At 62.6% G+C, this 17,101-nt stretch carries 18 protein-coding genes; 7 read left to right on the forward strand and 11 right to left on the reverse strand.

Features of this window, described 5'->3' with window-relative positions:
• Nucleotides 1-1,145: 1,145 nt before the first annotated feature.
• Nucleotides 1,146-1,328: a hypothetical protein gene (locus tag LPJ38_RS22940; protein ID WP_145631805.1), complete on the reverse strand. Its 183-nt coding sequence runs from the start codon at nucleotides 1,326-1,328 to the stop codon at nucleotides 1,146-1,148.
• 308 nt (nucleotides 1,329-1,636) lie between these two features.
• On the opposite strand from LPJ38_RS22940, the gene LPJ38_RS22945 reads away from it, so the two are divergent.
• The gene (locus LPJ38_RS22945) at nucleotides 1,637-1,981 is read left to right on the forward strand and encodes a nuclear transport factor 2 family protein (RefSeq protein WP_145631792.1); all 345 of its coding nucleotides are present in this window, start codon (nucleotides 1,637-1,639) and stop codon (nucleotides 1,979-1,981) included.
• A gap of 318 nt (nucleotides 1,982-2,299) precedes the next feature.
• Here LPJ38_RS22945 and LPJ38_RS22950 read toward each other — a convergent pair whose 3' ends face one another.
• The 5 genes from LPJ38_RS22950 to LPJ38_RS22970 all read right to left on the reverse strand — a co-directional run bounded on the left by LPJ38_RS22950 (nucleotide 2,300) and on the right by LPJ38_RS22970 (nucleotide 7,088).
• A complete protein-coding gene (locus tag LPJ38_RS22950; RefSeq protein ID WP_158644754.1) occupies nucleotides 2,300-2,470 on the reverse strand; it encodes a hypothetical protein in 171 nt (56 codons plus the stop codon).
• Nucleotides 2,467-3,867, reverse strand: coding sequence for an amidase (locus LPJ38_RS22955; RefSeq protein ID WP_145631779.1), 1,401 nt, complete (start codon nucleotides 3,865-3,867; stop codon nucleotides 2,467-2,469). Before LPJ38_RS22955 ends, LPJ38_RS22950 begins: the two co-directional genes overlap by 4 nt.
• Nucleotides 3,868-3,898: 31 nt before the next feature.
• On the reverse strand, nucleotides 3,899-5,248 hold the full coding sequence (locus LPJ38_RS22960) for a TRAP transporter large permease (RefSeq protein WP_145631768.1): 1,350 nt from the start codon (nucleotides 5,246-5,248) through the stop codon (nucleotides 3,899-3,901).
• Complete coding sequence (locus tag LPJ38_RS22965) at nucleotides 5,245-5,847, reverse strand: TRAP transporter small permease subunit (protein ID WP_145631755.1); 603 nt, start codon at nucleotides 5,845-5,847, stop codon at nucleotides 5,245-5,247. The genes LPJ38_RS22960 and LPJ38_RS22965 overlap by 4 nt, the downstream gene beginning before the upstream one ends.
• A gap of 113 nt (nucleotides 5,848-5,960) precedes the next feature.
• Entirely contained in the window at nucleotides 5,961-7,088 is a 1,128-nt protein-coding gene (locus tag LPJ38_RS22970; RefSeq protein ID WP_145631741.1) for a TRAP transporter substrate-binding protein, read from the reverse strand.
• 323 nt (nucleotides 7,089-7,411) lie between these two features.
• On the opposite strand from LPJ38_RS22970, the gene LPJ38_RS22975 reads away from it, so the two are divergent.
• Nucleotides 7,412-9,034 carry an ABC-F family ATP-binding cassette domain-containing protein gene (locus LPJ38_RS22975; RefSeq protein ID WP_145631729.1) on the forward strand — a complete coding sequence of 541 codons (1,623 nt, stop codon included), beginning with the start codon at nucleotides 7,412-7,414 and terminating at the stop codon, nucleotides 9,032-9,034.
• Between the two features lie 72 nt (nucleotides 9,035-9,106).
• On the forward strand, nucleotides 9,107-9,982 hold the full coding sequence (locus LPJ38_RS22980; RefSeq protein ID WP_145631716.1) for an MBL fold metallo-hydrolase: 876 nt from the start codon (nucleotides 9,107-9,109) through the stop codon (nucleotides 9,980-9,982).
• A gap of 136 nt (nucleotides 9,983-10,118) precedes the next feature.
• On the opposite strand, the gene LPJ38_RS22985 is transcribed toward LPJ38_RS22980, so the two are convergent.
• On the reverse strand, nucleotides 10,119-10,367 hold the full coding sequence (locus LPJ38_RS22985; RefSeq protein WP_135165309.1) for a hypothetical protein: 249 nt from the start codon (nucleotides 10,365-10,367) through the stop codon (nucleotides 10,119-10,121).
• 204 nt (nucleotides 10,368-10,571) lie between these two features.
• Between LPJ38_RS22985 and LPJ38_RS22990 the strand changes: the two genes are divergently transcribed.
• Nucleotides 10,572-11,036, forward strand: a complete 465-nt coding sequence (locus LPJ38_RS22990; RefSeq protein WP_145631704.1) for a cupin domain-containing protein — start codon at nucleotides 10,572-10,574, stop codon at nucleotides 11,034-11,036.
• Nucleotides 11,037-11,042: 6 nt separating this feature from the next.
• Here the strand turns inward: LPJ38_RS22990 and LPJ38_RS22995 are convergent, their stop codons facing one another.
• A complete protein-coding gene (locus tag LPJ38_RS22995; RefSeq protein ID WP_145631690.1) occupies nucleotides 11,043-12,005 on the reverse strand; it encodes an alpha/beta hydrolase in 963 nt (320 codons plus the stop codon).
• 374 nt (nucleotides 12,006-12,379) lie between these two features.
• Between LPJ38_RS22995 and LPJ38_RS23000 the strand changes: the two genes are divergently transcribed.
• A complete protein-coding gene (locus tag LPJ38_RS23000) occupies nucleotides 12,380-12,583 on the forward strand; it encodes a hypothetical protein (RefSeq protein ID WP_145631678.1) in 204 nt (67 codons plus the stop codon).
• Nucleotides 12,584-12,608: 25 nt separating this feature from the next.
• Here the strand turns inward: LPJ38_RS23000 and LPJ38_RS23005 are convergent, their stop codons facing one another.
• The 3 genes from LPJ38_RS23005 to LPJ38_RS23015 form a co-directional block, all read right to left on the reverse strand.
• Nucleotides 12,609-13,652: an HD-GYP domain-containing protein gene (locus tag LPJ38_RS23005; RefSeq protein WP_404438515.1), complete on the reverse strand. Its 1,044-nt coding sequence runs from the start codon at nucleotides 13,650-13,652 to the stop codon at nucleotides 12,609-12,611.
• Between the two features lie 127 nt (nucleotides 13,653-13,779).
• Nucleotides 13,780-14,109, reverse strand: a complete 330-nt coding sequence (locus tag LPJ38_RS23010; protein WP_008563300.1) for a PilZ domain-containing protein — start codon at nucleotides 14,107-14,109, stop codon at nucleotides 13,780-13,782.
• Nucleotides 14,106-15,212: a DUF2336 domain-containing protein gene (locus tag LPJ38_RS23015; protein ID WP_145631664.1), complete on the reverse strand. Its 1,107-nt coding sequence runs from the start codon at nucleotides 15,210-15,212 to the stop codon at nucleotides 14,106-14,108. The genes LPJ38_RS23010 and LPJ38_RS23015 overlap by 4 nt, the downstream gene beginning before the upstream one ends.
• Nucleotides 15,213-15,510: 298 nt before the next feature.
• Here LPJ38_RS23015 and LPJ38_RS23020 point away from each other — a divergent pair, with 298 nt between their 5' ends.
• Together LPJ38_RS23020 and LPJ38_RS23025 are read left to right on the forward strand one after the other, a co-directional pair.
• The gene (locus tag LPJ38_RS23020; protein WP_145631650.1) at nucleotides 15,511-16,461 is read left to right on the forward strand and encodes a helix-turn-helix domain-containing protein; all 951 of its coding nucleotides are present in this window, start codon (nucleotides 15,511-15,513) and stop codon (nucleotides 16,459-16,461) included.
• Nucleotides 16,462-16,506: 45 nt separating this feature from the next.
• Nucleotides 16,507-17,097 (forward strand): NADPH-dependent FMN reductase, encoded by a 591-nt coding sequence (locus LPJ38_RS23025; RefSeq protein WP_145631637.1) that lies wholly within the window; start codon nucleotides 16,507-16,509, stop codon nucleotides 17,095-17,097.
• The last annotated feature ends 4 nt before the right edge of the window (nucleotides 17,098-17,101 follow it).

A 17,101-nucleotide genomic window follows, 5' to 3' on the forward strand; every position in this document is an offset into this window, starting at 1 on the left:
AACTATTGGCCCAGGAGACAGGGCAACGGAGAAACTGGGAGATCCGGCTAGCGTTCCACGCTTTTCGCGCTACAGCGCTCAGCGGCCTATATCTGTCTTCCCATTGGGGCTGCCGTCGCCGCCGCCATTACCCTTGCCATTGTTGCCGGCTGCTCCGCCGCCCGACTTCGCAATCGCATCTGACGTGAGGGACGTCGATAGCAGGAGCGTCATCGCTGGAGGCGTCACGGCGGCGAACCGTCCGCAAGTCTTCAAGAACTCGCGGCGATCATCATCTGTCGATCTCTTCATCGCATTTACTCCCGGTTTCTGGGAATTTAACCGCTGGCCCTGGGCATTTAACTCCGCGTTCGGAATCAAATCAATTAATATTATTCGGTTCCATATCGCCGATCATCATTAAATTAGTGCGGCGCAACGTGCTGAATGTAAGTGCGTACCCCTGCCGAATTTGCCAAAATATCCCGGTAGCCCAGAGCCGGGTCATCTCTAAAAATAAAAAGGGGGCCGACGATGTATGCCTTCCGCTGCGCACATGACGTTGCACTCCTCCATGAACGATTCGAAGTGCTCACCTCCCAACTGGCTGAGCTGGAAGAATTGAGGATGCGAGTGCTTATGGCTGAGCAGTTGATGAAGAGCACCAGAGCAGACCGTATGGCGAAGCGGCTAAGGTCCGCTGGCCGCGAATGGCACGGGGCGGCAACCGGCGCTATCCGACGCTGCAATTGAGCGGGCTTGGTCGCTCTCGGCGTCGGCCCGCGAGATGGCGCTTCCCACATGCTGCGAGGGCCTTGTAGGAGCCACGATCCTCTAGTCGGCGGGCGACCTGTTTCCGTTTTCGTCGTTGGCCGCAGCAGATTCCATGTTGCCATGCGCGGACACGGACGGCTGCTTCGCTACGCCTGAGCGTAGGAGCGATCTCTTCGGGGGCGGCTGCCGGGCTCGGCCGTCGCCTTGCGTGCGCGCCCTGAGAGCGCAGCAATGCTACGTGCTTGCTGTTGGAAGCAAGCCTCGGCCGACACGGCGTGGCGGCCACTTACGATTGAGGCGTCTGCGTTCGGCGTTTCGCCGCCTTCAGCTCAAAGAGAGAAATCACTGCTCCGATTAACGCGCAACCAATGACTGCCATCAACAAGATCATCTCAAGCACGCGTTTCGGTTCGATTCGCAATCGCCTTTTCAACTTCCCCCGCGAGAGTGTTGAGGTGTTCGGCCAATCGGTCGAATAGTTCGCGCTTGTGAGGCGCGGTAGCAAGATCCCGAATGAGCGCACACTCAGCGGCCTCCGCCCTCAGCTTTTCCGCCTGCGCTTGCATGTCCTTCATGACGTTTCCCGGTGTCGCGTCGTCAGCGAGGTTTGAAGGTTTGCATGTTTTTCCCTGCCGCGCTACGGCGTCGAGTTGGCTCAGGCGTAAGGAGCAGAACAGCCGAGCCTGTCGGGGAGTACAAATAGATTAGCCCTGCTGGTTCCGGGGTAGGGCAGGGTCACAAACCCGGCCGGAAGTAGCACCGTATGACTTTCGACATATGGCCGTAGCCGAGCCAGAACATCAAAATTCAAGAATCGATTGCGAAGAGACTTAGCTGGTAACCCCGGCCAATCTCGGTTTCTTGGCGGCGTGGAGGTGCTTGTATGTCCTTTGATCCGATGGCCGTTGCCGTCGACTGGCTCGACGCCTACCGTGCTCGCGATATCGAAGCGATACTCGCAATGTACGCCGAAGATGCAGTGGTTCACTGCGGTTGTGACGAACGGACCATCACCGGCAGGGAAGGCCTACGAGCCTACTGGGCTGATCGTCTGCGAAGAAAACCCGCTACCGAGCTGGATGATCTTCAGCCTTCGCAAGGCGGGACAATGATCTCGTACATCACCGGGGACAGTGTCGTGAACGCGGTCTTGGCGTTCGACGCTGCCGGAAAAATCAAGTCCCTGAGCTGCGGTCCGCCGCAGCGGGTCTCGTCAAGCTCCTGCTAGTTCAAATTGGGTTCTGCCAACTGAATCCAGAACCCTGTATCGGTGCATCGAACAGTGTCCGCGCGTCTCCGAAGATGCCGAGAATGTTTGGAACGTTTGCGCGATTGCCACGTTGTCCCGATACCCTTCCCCAAAGGGTACCCCCAAGTGAGGCCCCAGCTCACCGCCCCCCTGAGAGCTGGGGCCATTTTTGACGCACGAAGACCTCAGCTCGTTCCCATTGCCCCGAGAGCTGAGGTCTTTTCGTTCGCATCAGCAGAAGGGACACCGGCGCTGGGGCATCGCCGATATTGAGAAGGCCGCGGGCGCGCCCGGCAGTCAGCGAGGCGCCCCGTTCGTGCGCAGCGATCGCACGAAATCGATCACGGCCAGCATCATCACGCTCACGACAATGATGATGAGCGGGATGGCCTTGATCCAAACCACCAGGATCCCGAGAAATGTCAGCACGAGCGCGAGGCCGATGAGTCCAGTGATCATATTGGTCATCGCACGTTCCCTTTCTCGGCATCGGCAGCCGATTTTGCCCCGGCGCTCGGGACTTTGCGCCGCGTGCCACGACCGGTGCGTCCAATCGTCCTGACAAGCCAGTGCGCCGTGCGCAAGAGGCGGGCATCGTTGCCGCGGCGGCCGACGAGCTGAACGCCGAGCGGAAGGCCGGTTTCGGAGCTCATCAAGGGCAGGCTGATGGCGGGCACGCCGAGATAGGTCCAAAGCGTGCAGAAAACCGGGTTACCGGTCGTCTCGATTCCGGGCGCCTCGCCGGGCGCTGCGGGGGTCAGGATGGCGTCGTACTCGTCGAAGACATGGTCCAGCGCCTGGTTGAGCGGCTCAATCCCGGACAGTGCGTTGCGATAATCCAGCGCGAGATGCGTTCGGCCGCGCTCGATCGCCTGGCGTAGACGCGTGCTGAGCTTGTCGCCGCCCCGCTGGTAGTCGCGCCGCAGATTGTGCGCCATATCAACTTCCATGATGATGCGGTGCATGTCGACGGCCCCGTCGAAGCTCGGGCCAAGCTCGACCTCGCTGCAAGCGGCGCCCAAAGCCTCGACAAGCTCAGGGAACGCCTCACGCGTCACCGGCTCGGCCTGATCCCAGACCGGAGAGCGCACGAAGGCAAATCGCGGCGGCAACGGCGGCTCGCTCGCCGCGACAGTGGACAAGGGCGGACACGCGACAGGCCTTGTGTCCGGATCCTCCTCGTCGAAGCCGACCAGGACCTCGGCGAGCAGGGCCGCGTCCTCGACGCTGCGCCCGAACACGCCGACATGATCGAGCGTGCGCGACAATTCGAGCGCGCCGCTGCGGGAAATGAGACCATGCGAGGGCTTGAAGCCGACCACGCCGCAGAAGGCGGCAGGACGGATCACCGAGCCGTTGGTCTGCGAGCCGATGGCACCCGGCACCATCAGCGCCGCAACGGCCGCGGCGGAGCCCGAGGAGGATCCGCCCGGCGTATGAGCCGTGTCGTGCGGATTCCGGGTCTTGCCAGGATTGTAGTAGGCGTACTCGGTAGTCACCGTCTTGCCGAGGATCACGGCGCCTGCCGCCCGCAGACGCGCCACGGCCGCCGCATCGCGCCGCGGCGTGCGTCCGGCCCACAGATCCGATCCGAATTCGGTCGGCATGTCGCCGGTGTCGAAGATATCCTTGATGCCCACGGGCACGCCATGCAGCGGGCCCACGGCCTTGCCGTGCTTGCGATGATCGTCAGCGGCCTTGGCCTGGCGCATCGCGTGGTCACGATTGAGGAACACCCACGCCTGGATATTGGAATCGACCTCATCGATGCGATTGAGGCAGTCGCCGACAAGCTCCACCGAGCTGAACCGGCCGTCGCGGATGCCGGCTGCAGCTTCGGTAAGTCCGAGCGTGTTCAGACTCATGCGCAGTCTTTCTGCGGTTTACCGCGGCCGCTCAGCGCGATCCATAGAGAACAGTGGGCAGCCACAATGCGATCCCAGGGAAGATGTAGACCAGTGCCATGGTGAGGAAGACCAGGCCGACAAAAGGAAGCGCGCCCGAGAAGATATCGGTCAGCTTCACCTGAGGCGGGGCCACGCCCTTCAGATAGAAGGCGGCCATCGCCACCGGCGGCGTATTGAACGCTGTTTGCGTGTTCAGCGCCACTAGGATGCCGAAAAAGATCGGATCGATGCCGTACTGGGGAAGCAGCGGCAGGAAGATCGGCACGAATATGATGATGATCTCTGTCCATTCCAGCGGCCAGCCGAGCAGGAAGATGATCAACTGGGTCAGCAGCAGGAACTGGATCGGCGACAAATTCATTGCCGCAAAAAACTGCTCGACCACCGACTGTCCGCCAAGGACCGCAAACACCGCGGAGAACGTCCACGATCCGATGAACAGGTAACAGACCATCGCGGTGGCACGCACGGTCAGATAGACCGATTCACGCATCATCGTGAAATTGAGCGAACGATAGGCGGCGGCCAGAACGATGCTCATGAGTGCGCCCACCGCGGCCGCTTCGGATGGCGTCGCCAGCCCGAGTAGGATCGCGCCGAGCACCGAAACGATCAGCACCGCCAGCGGCAGGAACGATGTGGCGAGCGCCCAGATCACCGTCCTGAGCGGCACATTGGTCTGCTCGGGCGGCAGCTTCGGCGCGAGCGCTGGATTGATCATCGCGCGCACCATCGCATAGACGACGTAGAGCCCGGCTAGCAGGAACCCCGGAAAGAAAGCGGCCGCATAAAGCTTGACCGCCGAAACGCCGGCGGTCGCCGCATAGACGATCAGCAGGATACTCGGTGGAATCAAGATGCCGAGGCAGCCGCCGGCGCAGACCACGCCTGCCGACAGCTTGGTGTCGTAGCCGGCGCGCAGCATCGCCGGCAGGGCCAGCAGGCCCATCAGTGTGACGACCGCGCCGACGATGCCGGTGGCGGTCGCGAACATCGCGCAGGTGATCAGGGTGGCCACCGCCAGTGCGCCCGGCACGTTCTTCATCGACAATTGCAGCGAATAGAACAGCCGGTCGAGTATGTTTGCGCGCTCGATTAAATAGCCCATGAACAGGAACAGCGGGACCGCAACCAGCACGTCGCTGGTTGTGACCTCGAACGTCTTCTGCACCAGAAGCGTGAAGATGCGGTTCTGGAAGAAGTCCTGACCCGGGGTGTAGTAGGCGTAGTAGCCGAATGAGACGCCCATCGCCATCAGCGTGAACGCAATCGGGAAGCCGAGCATGATGATGAAGATGAAGAGACCCAGCATCAGCATGCCGAGTTGAGGATCGGTCATGCGCCTGGTCCCTTATCGCTCTGCGGCTCAGCCGCGTGCTGCTGATGTTCGCGAATGACGAGGCTCTCGGTCTCTTCCACGTCGTGCAGGCGCTGCGGCCATTGGCCGGTGCGGATGCACAGTACACAGCGAATGATTTCAGCGAACCCTTGCAGAAACAGAAGGAAACCGGTGAGGGGGATCAGTGCCTTCAGCGGAAATACCGGCACGCCGGCCGGGCTGAAGATGCTGACTTCGCGGAAGCGCACCGACATCTGGGCGTAGTTCCAGCCCGAATACATCAGCGCGGCGATCGCCGGCAGGAAGAACAGGATGTACAGGACGAGGTCCATCGTCGCCTGGGTGCGCGGCGACCAGAGGCGGTAGACCACGTCGGCACGCACATGGCCGTTGCGCGAGAGCGTATAAGCGCCGGCCATCAGGAACATCGCGCCATAGGTGATGTAGCTGATGTCGAAAGCCCAGGTGGTCGGCGCACGCAGCACGTAGCGTACGAACACCTCGTAGCTGATAGCCAGTGTAAGGACGAGAATCAGCCAGGCGAACGCCTTGCCAACCCATGTGCTGAGCTCGTCGATGAAGAACAGAAATTTGGTCATGCGAGCCGAGCTCGCTGCGAGCGACACATCCGGACGTACCCCCTCCAAGTTCGTGGGCGGCGCTTCGATTGCGCCGCCCGTCCATACGGCCTCACGCGAAAGTCGCGACAGGCTCAGACCTTCAGTACTCCCGGGAAGTGATGCTCGAAGGCGCCGCGGTAGTCCGTCGCGTTGTTCATGTTGTAATAGACAACGCGGCGCACCCATTCCTTCTGGGAGTCCATGACCTTCTTCATGAACGGATCCGAGCCGAGCTGGGTGATCAGACCGTCCCAGGCCTTGATCTGCGCGTCGAAGACCGACTTCGGCGTCCGCACGACGTTGACCTTGTCCTTGTTGATCAGCTCCTGCAAATCCTTGGAATAATAATCCATGGCTTTCCATTCGTTGGCGGAGGACACGGCTTCGGCGGCGTATTGCAGGATCGCCTGCTGCTCCTTCGGCAGCGCGTTGAACTTGGTCCGGTTGAACATGATCTCGAAATATTCCGTCGCCTGATGATGGCTGCCCATCATGTAGTTCTTGGCGACATCCTGCGCGCCGAAGCGCCGGTCCGAGGTCGGATTGTTGAACTCGAACCCGTCGATCACGCCGCGCTCCATCGCGGGCACGATCTCGCCGCCGGGCAGCTGCGCGACGGATGCACCCATCGCCTGGAAGAGATCGGCGGCAAGGCCCACGGTGCGATACTTCAGGCCCTTGAGATCATCCGCGCTGGCGATGGGCTTCTTGAACCAGCCGAGCGGCTGGGTCGGCATCGGCATGGCGAAGAAGCTCTTGATGTTGACGTTCATGATCTTGGTCTGGAGCTCCTCGAACAGCTCCTTGCCGCCGCCGTTGTGGATCCAGCCGAGACCTTCGTTGGCGTTGAAGCCGAACACCGGCCCGGTACCGAACAGCGAGGCGGCCTTATGCTTGCCGTACCAGTAGACGGTGACAGTGTGCGCAGCGTCGAGCTGGCCGCCATGAACGCCGTCGAAGACCTGGAACGGATGCACGACGGAGCCGCCGACCAGATAGTCGATGCGCAACCGGCCGCCGGCCATCTCGTTGACGCGCTTCACATAATCTTCGGCCATCTCGTTGAAGACATCGGCCTTGCCCCACGAGCCCTGCATCTTCAGGGTCGCCGTTTGCGCCCGGCTGACTTGCGGCATGGCGATCGTGGCAGCGCCGGCCGCGCCGGCGGTCAGCAAGAACTTGCGACGCGTGGTTCTGGTCTTTTCAGACTTTGCAGTCATGGACGTCCTCCCTGGCGGCTTTGTTGTTCGAACGCATTTCGCTGCGCTTTTCGTCGATAACCGCTGGAGGTAGGCCGCATTCCAGCGACTTTGATCGCAGTTTGGACACATTGCCGCCATCTGGGCAAGCGGCCCCGGTGTCGCATTGTTGGAATTTGGCGGTCCGTTCGGACTCTACGCAGTCGGAAATTCACGCGCCTGTCGCGGCGCAGTATGACCGGACGCAGACATCTGCCGAGGCCGATTCCGTACCCCGCCGGGCTTCCCCTTGGGGCCGGCATGGCCTATGACGCTGCAACGCAAAAATTCCCCAAAATGACCTCATGATCCGCCTCGACAACGTCAGCAAGCAAGCCGGCCACCAGATCCTGTTCATCGAAGCCTCCGCGGCCCTCAACAAGGGCGAGAAGATCGGCCTCGTCGGCCCGAACGGCGCCGGCAAGACCACTTTGTTCCGGATGATTGCCGGAGAGGAGCTGCCCGACGAAGGGCAGGTCTCGACCGATCGCGGCATCACCATCGGCTATTTCAACCAGGACGTCGGCGAGATGTCCGGCCACAGCGCCGTGGCCGAAGTGATGAATGGCGCGGGGCCCGTCAGCGAGGTCGCGGCGGAGCTGCGCGAGCTCGAGGCCGCCATGGCCGATCCTGACAAGGCGGACGAGATGGAGGAGATCATCGCCCGCTACGGCGAGGTGCAGCACCGTTTCGAGGAGCTCGACGGCTACGCGCTCGACGGCCGGGCGCGCGAGGCACTCTCCGGCCTCGGCTTCAGCCAGGAGATGATGGAGGGCGATGTCGGAAAACTCTCCGGCGGCTGGAAGATGCGCGTGGCGCTCGCGCGTATTCTTTTGATGCGCCCCGACGTGATGCTGCTCGACGAGCCGAGCAACCATCTCGATCTTGAAAGCCTGATCTGGCTGGAGAAGTTCCTGCACGATTACGAAGGCACGCTCCTGATGACCTCGCACGACCGCGAGTTCATCAACCGCGTGATCTCCAAGGTGATCGAGATCGATTCAGGCTCGCTCACCACCTATACCGGCGATTACGAGTTCTACGAGCAGCAGCGGGCGCAGAACGAGAAGCAGCAGCAGGCCCAGTTCGAGCGCCAGCAGGCCATGCTCGCGAAGGAGATCAAGTTCATCGAGCGCTTCAAGGCGCGCGCCTCGCATGCCGCGCAGGTTCAGAGCCGGGTCAAGAAGCTCGACAAGATCGAGCGGGTCGAGCCGCCGCGCCGCCGCCAGAGTGTCGCCTTCGATTTCCTGCCGGCGCCGCGCTCGGGCGAAGACGTCGTGGCGCTCAAGAACGTACACAAGGGTTACGGCTCAAAGCGCATCTATGACGGGCTCGACTTCATGATCCGCCGGCGGGAGCGCTGGTGCGTGATGGGCGTCAACGGCGCCGGCAAGTCGACGCTGCTCAAGCTGGTCGCCGGCGCGAGCGAGCCGGACGAGGGCACCGTGGCGCTCGGGGGCAGCGTCAAGATGGGTTATTTCGCCCAGCACGCGATGGACCTGCTCGACGGCGAACGCACCGTGTTCCAGTCGCTGGAGGACGCGTTTCCGACCGCGGGGCAGGGCAGCTTGCGCGCGCTCGCCGGCTGCTTCGGCTTCTCCGGCGACGACGTCGAGAAGCGCTGCCGCGTGCTCTCGGGCGGCGAGAAGGCGCGGCTGGTGATGGCCAAGATGCTGTTCGACCCGCCGAACTTCCTGGTGCTGGACGAGCCGACCAACCATCTCGACCTCGCCACCAAGGAGATGCTGATCACCGCGCTGTCCGATTTCGAGGGCACCATGCTGTTCGTCTCGCACGATCGGCATTTCCTCAGCGTCCTGTCGAACCGCGTGCTGGAGCTGACGCCGGAAGGCATTCATCAATATGGCGGCGGCTACACGGAGTACGTCGCGCGGACCGGGCAGGAAGCGCCGGGGTTGCGGAGCTAGCGTTCCAGTTCCTCTGCCCTGACGCGTTGATGCCTCGCGCTACGCTCCCTCCAAAAACGGGAGCGAACACCCATGAAGCAACTGCGGATCGGCGACATCACCATCGATGCGGTGATCGAGCGGGAGGGGCCGTGGCGACGGCCTCAGGATTTCTTCCCGGCTTATGACGAGGGCGTGTTCAAACGCCATCTGCCGACGATGGAGCCGGAGGTGTTCGACGCCGCGCGCGGCATGATGGTGATCACCTACCAGACCTTCGTAGTGCGGACGCCGCGCTACACCATTCTGGTCGACACCTGCACCGGCGAGGACAAGGGGCATCCGCCGCCGTTCGATTTCCCCGGCAAGGAGCGCTGGCGCAAGGAGCTGTTCGCGCTCGGCATCTCTTTCGAGCAGATCGACTACGTGTTCTGCACGCATTTGCATATCGACCACACCGGCTGGAATACGACGCTGCGCGACGGCCGCTGGGTGCCGACATTCCCGAACGCGAAGTATGTTTTTCACAAGGGCGAGTATGCGGCCTGGGAGGCCGAGCATGCCAAGGGCAACAATCCGCCGGGGACTGTTTTTCGCGACAATTGCCTGCCGATCGTCGAAGCGGGCCAGGCGCTATTAGTGGGTGACGACTATGCGCTCGATGACACCGTGACGCTGACGCCGACGCCGGGGCATTCGCCCTGCCATTGCTGCGTGAACATCGTCTCCAAAGGCCAGCGCGCAGTGGTGGCCGGCGATCTCATGCATCACCAGATCCAGTGCCGGGAGCCGGACTGGTCGGCGAAGCCGGATTGGGACCCGAAGCAGTCGGCGGCGTCGCGACGAAAATTCTTCGCGTCGGTTGCGGATATGGACACGCTGATCCTGCCGGTGCATTTCCCGGCGCCGACGGTGGGGCTGATCAAGCCGTTGGGCGATGCGTTCGATTACAGATTCAAACGGGAGTAAGGGGCGCCTCATCGTCATGCCCGGGCTTGTCCCGGGCATCCACGCTCTGCTTCTGAGTGCGCAGAACGTGGATGGCCGGGACAAGCCCGGCCATGACGGAGTTCGTTGGGCGATCGGCCGCCAAAGACGCGGCGCCCTACGCGCCGACTTCGCACTTCTTCATGAAGCTGTTCTTGGCGGCGCCGGCGAGCGGCTTGCCGTCGGCGCTGACCGCCTTGGGCGCGCAAGCATCCGCCTTGCACTTCTTCAGGAACGAGGTCTTGGCAGCGCCGGCCAGCGGTTTGCCGTCCTTGCCGACGGCCTTGCTCTCGCAGGTTTCTTGCGCGAAGGCCGAGCCTGCCGCGAAGGTGGCAACGATCGCAGCGAGGAAAATCCGCTTCATCATGGGTGTCTCCCTAAACCAGAAATAGCGCGGCAGATTGGAGCCGGGAATCATGGCGCAATCAAGCAGGATTCGGCGTCGTGCCGTGCGGGTGCCGGCCGATTTTTCGCCCATGATCGGCAAGTCTTCCCCCTCTGTTGCACCGCTCGCTGACCCGGCTGCGCGATCCTGCTAGCGTCATGCCATCGACATGGAGGGAGTATCGTGATGGACGCCGCGACCCCGAAGGACCAGGAATTCGCCGATCGGCATTCTCACCTGGTTCAGTCCCAAGGCATGGAATGGCAGAAGACGCGCTTTCCGGGCTGCGAGGCCAAGACGCTGCTGTTCGATCGGCGCACGGGCCTGATGACCGCTCTCATGCGCTTTGCGCCGGGATCCGTGCTGCCCGACCACGAGCATGTCGGCATCGAGCAGAGCTACGTCATCGAAGGTGCGCTCGTTGACAAGGAGGGGCCGGCCAAGGGGATCGCCTGCAAGGCCGGCGAATTCATCTGGCGCGAGGCCGGTAGCCGGCACGCGGCCTGGTGCCCGGACGGCGCCCTGATCCTGGCGATCTTCCAGGTGCCGAACAAGTTCTTCGAGGCCGACGGCCGCGTGGTCGATGCCGCCGGCCAGGACTGGGATGAGACCTGGGGGCACACGGACGCGCAGCGGGCGCCGAGCAGCTGACCGGCGTCAAACGCCGCGCATCAGCAGGGCCTTGAAGTCGGCGCGTGCGCGCTGCGCTTCGGCACGGGCGGCGTCCGAGGCATCGCCCATGCCGAAATAGCCGTGGATCAGGCCGGGGCCCTCGTGGTGCTTGACCCGGACACCGGCAGCTTCCAGCGCCCGCGCATAGGCGGCGCCTTCATCGCGCAGCGGATCGAACCAGGCGGTGGTGACGACCGCGGGCGCGACCCCGGCGAGCGATGTCGCCCGCAGTGGTGAGACGCGCCAGTCGGAAGCATGGCCGGGATCGGCGAGGTAATGGCCGCAGAACCATTCCATCGTGGCCCGCGTCAGGAAGTAGCCGTCGGCATTCTCGGCGCGTGAGGGATAGCGCCCGTTCTCGCGCGCATCGGCATAGCCGCCAAGAACGTCGGTCACGGGATAGACCAGCAATTGCCCGGCGAGCTTGATGCCGGCATCGCGGCAGGCGATCGCGGTTGCCGCTGCGAGATTGCCGCCGGCGCTGTCGCCGGCAACGCCAATGCGTTTTGCGTCGCCGCCAAATTCCGCGACGCGATTGACGACGTCGCTCACCGCGGCGAAAGCGTCCTCGAACGCGCCGGGAAAGGGCGTCTCGGGTGGGCGGCGATAATCGACGGAGATGACGACCGCGCCGGTCTCGATCGCAAGGTTGCGCGCCTGCCGGTCGTGGGTTTCGAGATCGCCCGCAACCCAGCCGCCGCCATGGAAGAATACCACGGTCGGCGCCGGCGCGGGGCCGACCCGGTAAACGCGCGCATCAAGCGGGCCGGCGCCGCCTTTCACCTTGATATCCTGCACGCTGTCAACGCGCGGAGGTGGAATGGCGGCGCGCGAGGCAGCCAGTGCGCGCAAGGAATCGCGGGCGCTCTGTGGCGTCATGACCGTGGGATCGCGCATCGGCATCAGCGGAATGATCTGGGCGATGACGGGATCGAGCGGCGCGGCCATGGCGTGTCTCCTCGCGAGGTTCTTGGTCTTGCTTGCGGGGCAGCATAGATTTTGCGCGGCGCATCGGCAACCGCGTCGTCATGCGCTCCACATCGTACGCGAGGTCGCCACGATTCCGGCGGACGAGGTCATGATGACTTGTGCCGCGAAGGACTATCCGGACGATGGCTTGCCGCCAATACGGTGCGCTCGGGCCGCGAGCACAATCAGGAGTTTGTAGGCTACGTCGGCTTTGCCGATGAGCAGGACGAAGGAGATTATTCTCTGCGGAATTTTTTTTGGTGCCGAGTCGTCAGTGGCCTCTTGCAATCTCGAACATGCGGGAGGAACAATATGCAGACTGAGAGGTTTGTTGCTGGCGCGAGGGAATTGACATGCGGCGGCTGGCTAGCCTGGTTCGGCGGTTCTTCGGCCCGCGGATGCGGCGCCCGGTCGATGATGATCCAAGTCTTCCATTCACACCCGAGGAGTTCGGTCGGCTGATCCGCAGCGGCAGGCGCGAGGACATGAAGCTGCTGGCCGAAGGGCTGGCCTGCCGCTCCATTCCGCGCCGCGCCAGATTTCGCGCGACGCATTAGGGATGATCGAATAGGTCTGCGACGCTCACCGCGTGAGCGCGACCTGCTTGAACGAGCGAACCAGCGCCTTTTCCAGCTTCCCGTCCATCCCGCATAGTATTTCGTAGGCTCCGGCGCGCGGCATGGTCGGCTTGTAGTGCCGGTGCTCGATCAGCGCTGCGAAAATGTCCGAGATCGTCAGGATCCGTACGATATCGCCAATGCTCTCGGCGCAAAGCGCATCGGGATAGCCGCTGCCGTCGAGATACTCGTGATGATGACGAACCGCATCGAGGATCTCGGGTGATACCCCGTCCTGTCCCTTGAGAAAGTCGTAGCCGGCTGTGGGATGCGTTTCGATCAAAGCGCGTTCCGCCGCATCAAGGCGGCCCGGCTTGTCGAGGATGGCGAGTGGAATCTGCGCCTTGCCGATATCGTGGAACATGGCGGCCGAGTAGAGACGTTCCAGGTCGGCCCTACCGACCCCGAGGCTCAGTCCGAAGTCGATGGCGACCCCGGTCACGAGCAGACAGTGCTGATAGGTTCCCTCATGATGGCGCCGAACCGTCGTGAGCCACTCGGTCAGGCCGTGCCGGGTAATACGATCGGCAATCAGGCGACCGGCTTTCTTGGTCCCGTCGACGTCAAGAGGTTGGCCCAGGGTCACGGCCGTGAACATCGATGCAATGGCGGTCGCCGCAGTCTCCACGGCATTGTCCGCTTGCCGCGCGTCGCTTGATGAAGCGGGTGCCTCGTCGGCCCGATCGATTAACGCCGCCAGCAGTTTGGCCCGGCCGACCGTGCCGGGAAGCACCAGCGTCGCCCCGAGCGCATAGGCTTGCGAAATGCAGACGTGCGAGGTGTGGTCGAGCAGGAAGATGCGCTTGCTGGCCTTCGCCAGCTTGCTCGCCCGTTTCTTGATGGCGGCGATATTGTCGACGTCGCGCAGCTCCGCGCGGATGACGATGGCGACTGGCGCTTGCGACAGCCTGGAATCTGCATCCAATCGCTCGCCTGCAATGGTGAATTTCTCTTGGAGGATCGAACAGATACCCGCGAGCTTGTCGGATCTGTCAGCCAGCACATGCAGGAAGGGACGATCCGCCGCGATCTCTGTGATGCCGCCGTCACCATCGATGGGAGCGCATTTGCTTCGCGCGTGCTGCACGGTTTGATCCAACGTTACGACTCAAGGGATATCAGACAGAGGTTGGAATCTACTTGCTCTGGACTGCGTTCTGCGTCGGCGCCGGAGCGCTTGCGGATTTCTTCTTGCCTTCCGCGGTGATGAAATGAACGCCGGCCATGGTGCCGTCGATCCAGACCAGTTCGCAGCGCCGATAGGCGAGGCCAGTCGACGATAACAGCATGAAGAACTCCTTGGCCTGGAGCACATCCAGCGTGCCCTCGACCTCGATTTTGGCACCGCTTTGCGACACGTCCAGCAGGACGCAACTGCGTCGCCAGGTACCGTCAGAACCCATGAGGTTGACCGGCTGCCTGTGGTCCATTTTCACGCGAGACGCTTTGCGACCGTCGAACTTCATCGGTTGACCCCCATCGTTGCGCCGCGACTTCCCCGACTGCTCTCCTTGTTCGCGGCAATTTCTCCCCAACGCACCGTCCACTGGCTGGTCGACAGAAGCAGCGTCTCGAAAATGTGCTGCGCGCGTTCCCGCTCGGCGAAGGAAAGCCTCGCGCCGCTGCGGTTGCTCAAGATGGCAAACGTGGTCTGCCAGTTCAGCCGCGAGGCACGGCATGCCATGACGAGACCTTCGCAATCGTCGTCGCTCATGATGCGCTCGACGACTTCGATGGGGGCTCCCGAAAGCACCGATAGCGCAGTGAGGAGATTGGCGGTCTCGCCGCGGATGGCAAAGCGGTTCATCGTGGAATCGTTGAGCTTGCCGGTGCGGTTGAACGCAACGATCTCCGGCCGCGCGCTCGCATAGGCCGCCGCGCAGGGAAGCTTGGGGGCCATTGGAGCGGCCGTTGCAGCTTGATGCGCGCTAGTGGGCTTCGACGCCACGCCGGATCTCGGCGCCGGCGCGGCCGACAGCAATTTGCGCATGACGACGTCGGGGGTGTCCTGCCTGAGCGCCAGCGCCTTCGTGAGCTCATCATCGGTGAGGCACTTTTCAGCGAGCGCAAAGTAAGCGGCATCAGAGAAGTGTGCCTCTGTATTCCCGATCAGCACGAGACAAGCGCTACGGCCGCCGTCCTTGATCAGCGCCTCGACGACCGGTGGATCGATAGGCGCGCGGGCGGCGATCGCATCTTGCTGCCGTTCACCGCGCGAAGCCACGATCCGCTGGAGGTCGTGGGTCGAGAGTGACCGTGATCGCAGCAAGACGGGGCACGCCACAGCCGGATCGCGGTGTGTGGCGAGGCGTCGCACAGTCTTGGGAGGAGCAATTGCGAGATCGGCCAGCGCCGTGCTGAGTTGAATCAGCGCGCCGGCCTCGACGCGCTCCATCAGGCGGAGCAGAACGCCGTCGGTCACATGGGCAAGCAAGTCCTGAGGCCGGTCCTGATTGCTTGTGAGCAGTTGCAAAATGCCGGAGAGGATGCGAGTGCAGCGATCCAGCGGGCACGTCGCAACCGCGTCTTCCAATTCGACCAGAATATCAGCAGGCGAATGTGCCTTCATGGCAGGAGCCTGAAAATAAAATAAATCTGACGATTAAACGTCGCTATTCCGCCTTAAGGACGTTAATTTCGCTTTTAGGTTTTGGCATTTCGGGTATTCTCGCACCGCCGACCGCATAAGAAACGTTATCGAAATTCGGCGGGGCAGAGCGTCCAGGCTTGTTCTTTCGACGGGACGCTCGCCAATTGATCGGGACACGCGAGGATTGATTCTATCGGTGCGAGACAACGCCGAGGGGGGAAGCGAACGGCACTGAGGCCGGACGCAGGTTCAACGCTACGCTGCGTTCTATATTTTCATGAACAGCATTGATGATGTGCCGAGGTCGGCACTCAACACATTTCGTTTTTCGGACGTCGACGAGTTTCGAAGCGCCATACGCGGGCTGAATTTCGAATTTACGCCTTTCGTACGGAAGATTTCGGCTGAACAGACGATCCTGTCGTTGCCTGGCTGCGACGTGAATTTGACGCGCGCATTTCCTCGGATCGTTGATGCACAACTCGTCGGGGATTGCACCGCGATCGGCATCACGACGGACGACCTCAATGTTCCTGTTCGCTTCAATGGCTCGCAACGCGCGCGACCGGTGGTGGTCATTGGCAGCGGGGGTGCGGCCTATACCACAATTGAGGAAGTGCAGCGGCAATTCGCCTCAGTGATCTTCCGGCCGGAGGTGAGGGATCGCGGCTGGCCTCCCACGCACACAAGCTTCAAGATTTTCGAGATATCAGCGGCTGGCTTGCACCGGCTGCGCAGCGTGGTTCGTGAGGTGCTGTCCGAGGCGGCCAACCCCATCGCCGCCTCGGAGCTTCCGTTAAGGGGGGCGGCCATGAAGGAGTCGCTGCTCGGAGCCGTTGACGACGCCTTCGAAAGCGTCGTTTCGTCCCGCTGGACCCTGCATCCCAATGATGGACGGAGTTTCAGGGTATTTCGAGATATCAATGCGCTACTCACCGACGACCTGTCACAGCCGATCTACAGCGAAGAGATCGCGCGCAAGCTCGGGCTGTCCGTGCGCACCATGCACGACGTCGTCCGCCGCTATCGCGGCATGAGCCTGCACCGCTATTTGCGCCTGCGCCGGCTGTGGCTGGTGCGGCGGCAGCTCCTTGCCGGGGCTGACAGAGTCAAGGCGGTCGCGCTGGCCTATGGCTTTTGGCATCTCAGCGATTTCTCCAGAAGCTACCGCGACCAATTCGGCGAGACGCCTTCGCAGACGCTGGAGCGGGGTCGCGGACGACAGTGACATATCGAGTAGGGCCTCTCGCCGGTTTTGTGCTACCGTCCGGCCATGAGCAACCGCATTCTCGTCCTCTACGGTTCGTACCGTTCCGATCGCATGGGCATCCGTCTTGCGAATTTCGTCATCAATGGTCTGCGCAGCCGCGGCGAGGACGTCGAGTTCATCGACGCCAAGGCCATCGGCCTGCCGATGCTCGACCGCATGTACAAGGAGTACCCCAAGGGCTCGGCGCCGGAGGCGCTGGAGAAGCTGGCCGGACAGATCCGCGGCGCCGACGGCTTCGTCTTCGTCACCGGCGAATACAATTGGGGCATGCAGCCCGGCCTGAAGAATCTCACCGACCATTTCCTCGAAGAATGGTTCTGGCGCCCGGCCGCGATCGTCAGCTACTCGGCCGGCCGGCTCTCGGGCGCGCGCGCGGCGACCGCCTGGCACGGGACGCTGTCGGAGATGGGCATGGTGGTGGTGTCGAGCACCATCGGCGTCGGCCCGATCGCGCAGACGCTGTCGGAAGCCGGCGAGCCGATCGGCGACGGCGGCAAGGCGCTGGAACGCGCATTCCCGCGCTTTGCCGATGACCTCAATTGGTGGATTGAGGCGGCCAAGGCCCAGCGCGCCCGCAAGGCGCCGCCTTATTGAGCCT

The organism is Bradyrhizobium daqingense (assembly GCF_021044685.1).
Lineage (GTDB): Bacteria > Pseudomonadota > Alphaproteobacteria > Rhizobiales > Xanthobacteraceae > Bradyrhizobium > Bradyrhizobium daqingense.

Excerpts from the sequence above, each read along its gene's own strand:
- LPJ38_RS22960 (WP_145631768.1), bottom strand. The coding sequence starts at position 5,248 with ATGACCGATCCTCAACTCGGCATGCTGATGCTGGGTCTCTTCATCTTC.
- LPJ38_RS22990 (WP_145631704.1), top strand. The coding sequence starts at position 10,572 with ATGGACGCCGCGACCCCGAAGGACCAGGAATTCGCCGATCGGCATTCT.
- LPJ38_RS22955 (WP_145631779.1), bottom strand. The coding sequence starts at position 3,867 with ATGAGTCTGAACACGCTCGGACTTACCGAAGCTGCAGCCGGCATCCGC.
- LPJ38_RS22970 (WP_145631741.1), bottom strand. The coding sequence starts at position 7,088 with ATGACTGCAAAGTCTGAAAAGACCAGAACCACGCGTCGCAAGTTCTTG.
- LPJ38_RS23010 (WP_008563300.1), bottom strand. The coding sequence starts at position 14,109 with ATGAAGTTCGACGGTCGCAAAGCGTCTCGCGTGAAAATGGACCACAGG.
- LPJ38_RS23015 (WP_145631664.1), bottom strand. The coding sequence starts at position 15,212 with ATGAAGGCACATTCGCCTGCTGATATTCTGGTCGAATTGGAAGACGCG.
- LPJ38_RS22940 (WP_145631805.1), bottom strand. The coding sequence starts at position 1,328 with ATGAAGGACATGCAAGCGCAGGCGGAAAAGCTGAGGGCGGAGGCCGCT.
- LPJ38_RS23000 (WP_145631678.1), top strand. The coding sequence starts at position 12,380 with ATGCGGCGGCTGGCTAGCCTGGTTCGGCGGTTCTTCGGCCCGCGGATG.
- LPJ38_RS22980 (WP_145631716.1), top strand. The coding sequence starts at position 9,107 with ATGAAGCAACTGCGGATCGGCGACATCACCATCGATGCGGTGATCGAG.
- LPJ38_RS22985 (WP_135165309.1), bottom strand. The coding sequence starts at position 10,367 with ATGATGAAGCGGATTTTCCTCGCTGCGATCGTTGCCACCTTCGCGGCA.
- LPJ38_RS22995 (WP_145631690.1), bottom strand. The coding sequence starts at position 12,005 with ATGGCCGCGCCGCTCGATCCCGTCATCGCCCAGATCATTCCGCTGATG.
- LPJ38_RS22950 (WP_158644754.1), bottom strand. The coding sequence starts at position 2,470 with ATGACCAATATGATCACTGGACTCATCGGCCTCGCGCTCGTGCTGACA.
- LPJ38_RS22945 (WP_145631792.1), top strand. The coding sequence starts at position 1,637 with ATGTCCTTTGATCCGATGGCCGTTGCCGTCGACTGGCTCGACGCCTAC.
- LPJ38_RS22965 (WP_145631755.1), bottom strand. The coding sequence starts at position 5,847 with ATGACCAAATTTCTGTTCTTCATCGACGAGCTCAGCACATGGGTTGGC.
- LPJ38_RS23020 (WP_145631650.1), top strand. The coding sequence starts at position 15,511 with ATGAACAGCATTGATGATGTGCCGAGGTCGGCACTCAACACATTTCGT.
- LPJ38_RS22975 (WP_145631729.1), top strand. The coding sequence starts at position 7,412 with ATGATCCGCCTCGACAACGTCAGCAAGCAAGCCGGCCACCAGATCCTG.
- LPJ38_RS23025 (WP_145631637.1), top strand. The coding sequence starts at position 16,507 with ATGAGCAACCGCATTCTCGTCCTCTACGGTTCGTACCGTTCCGATCGC.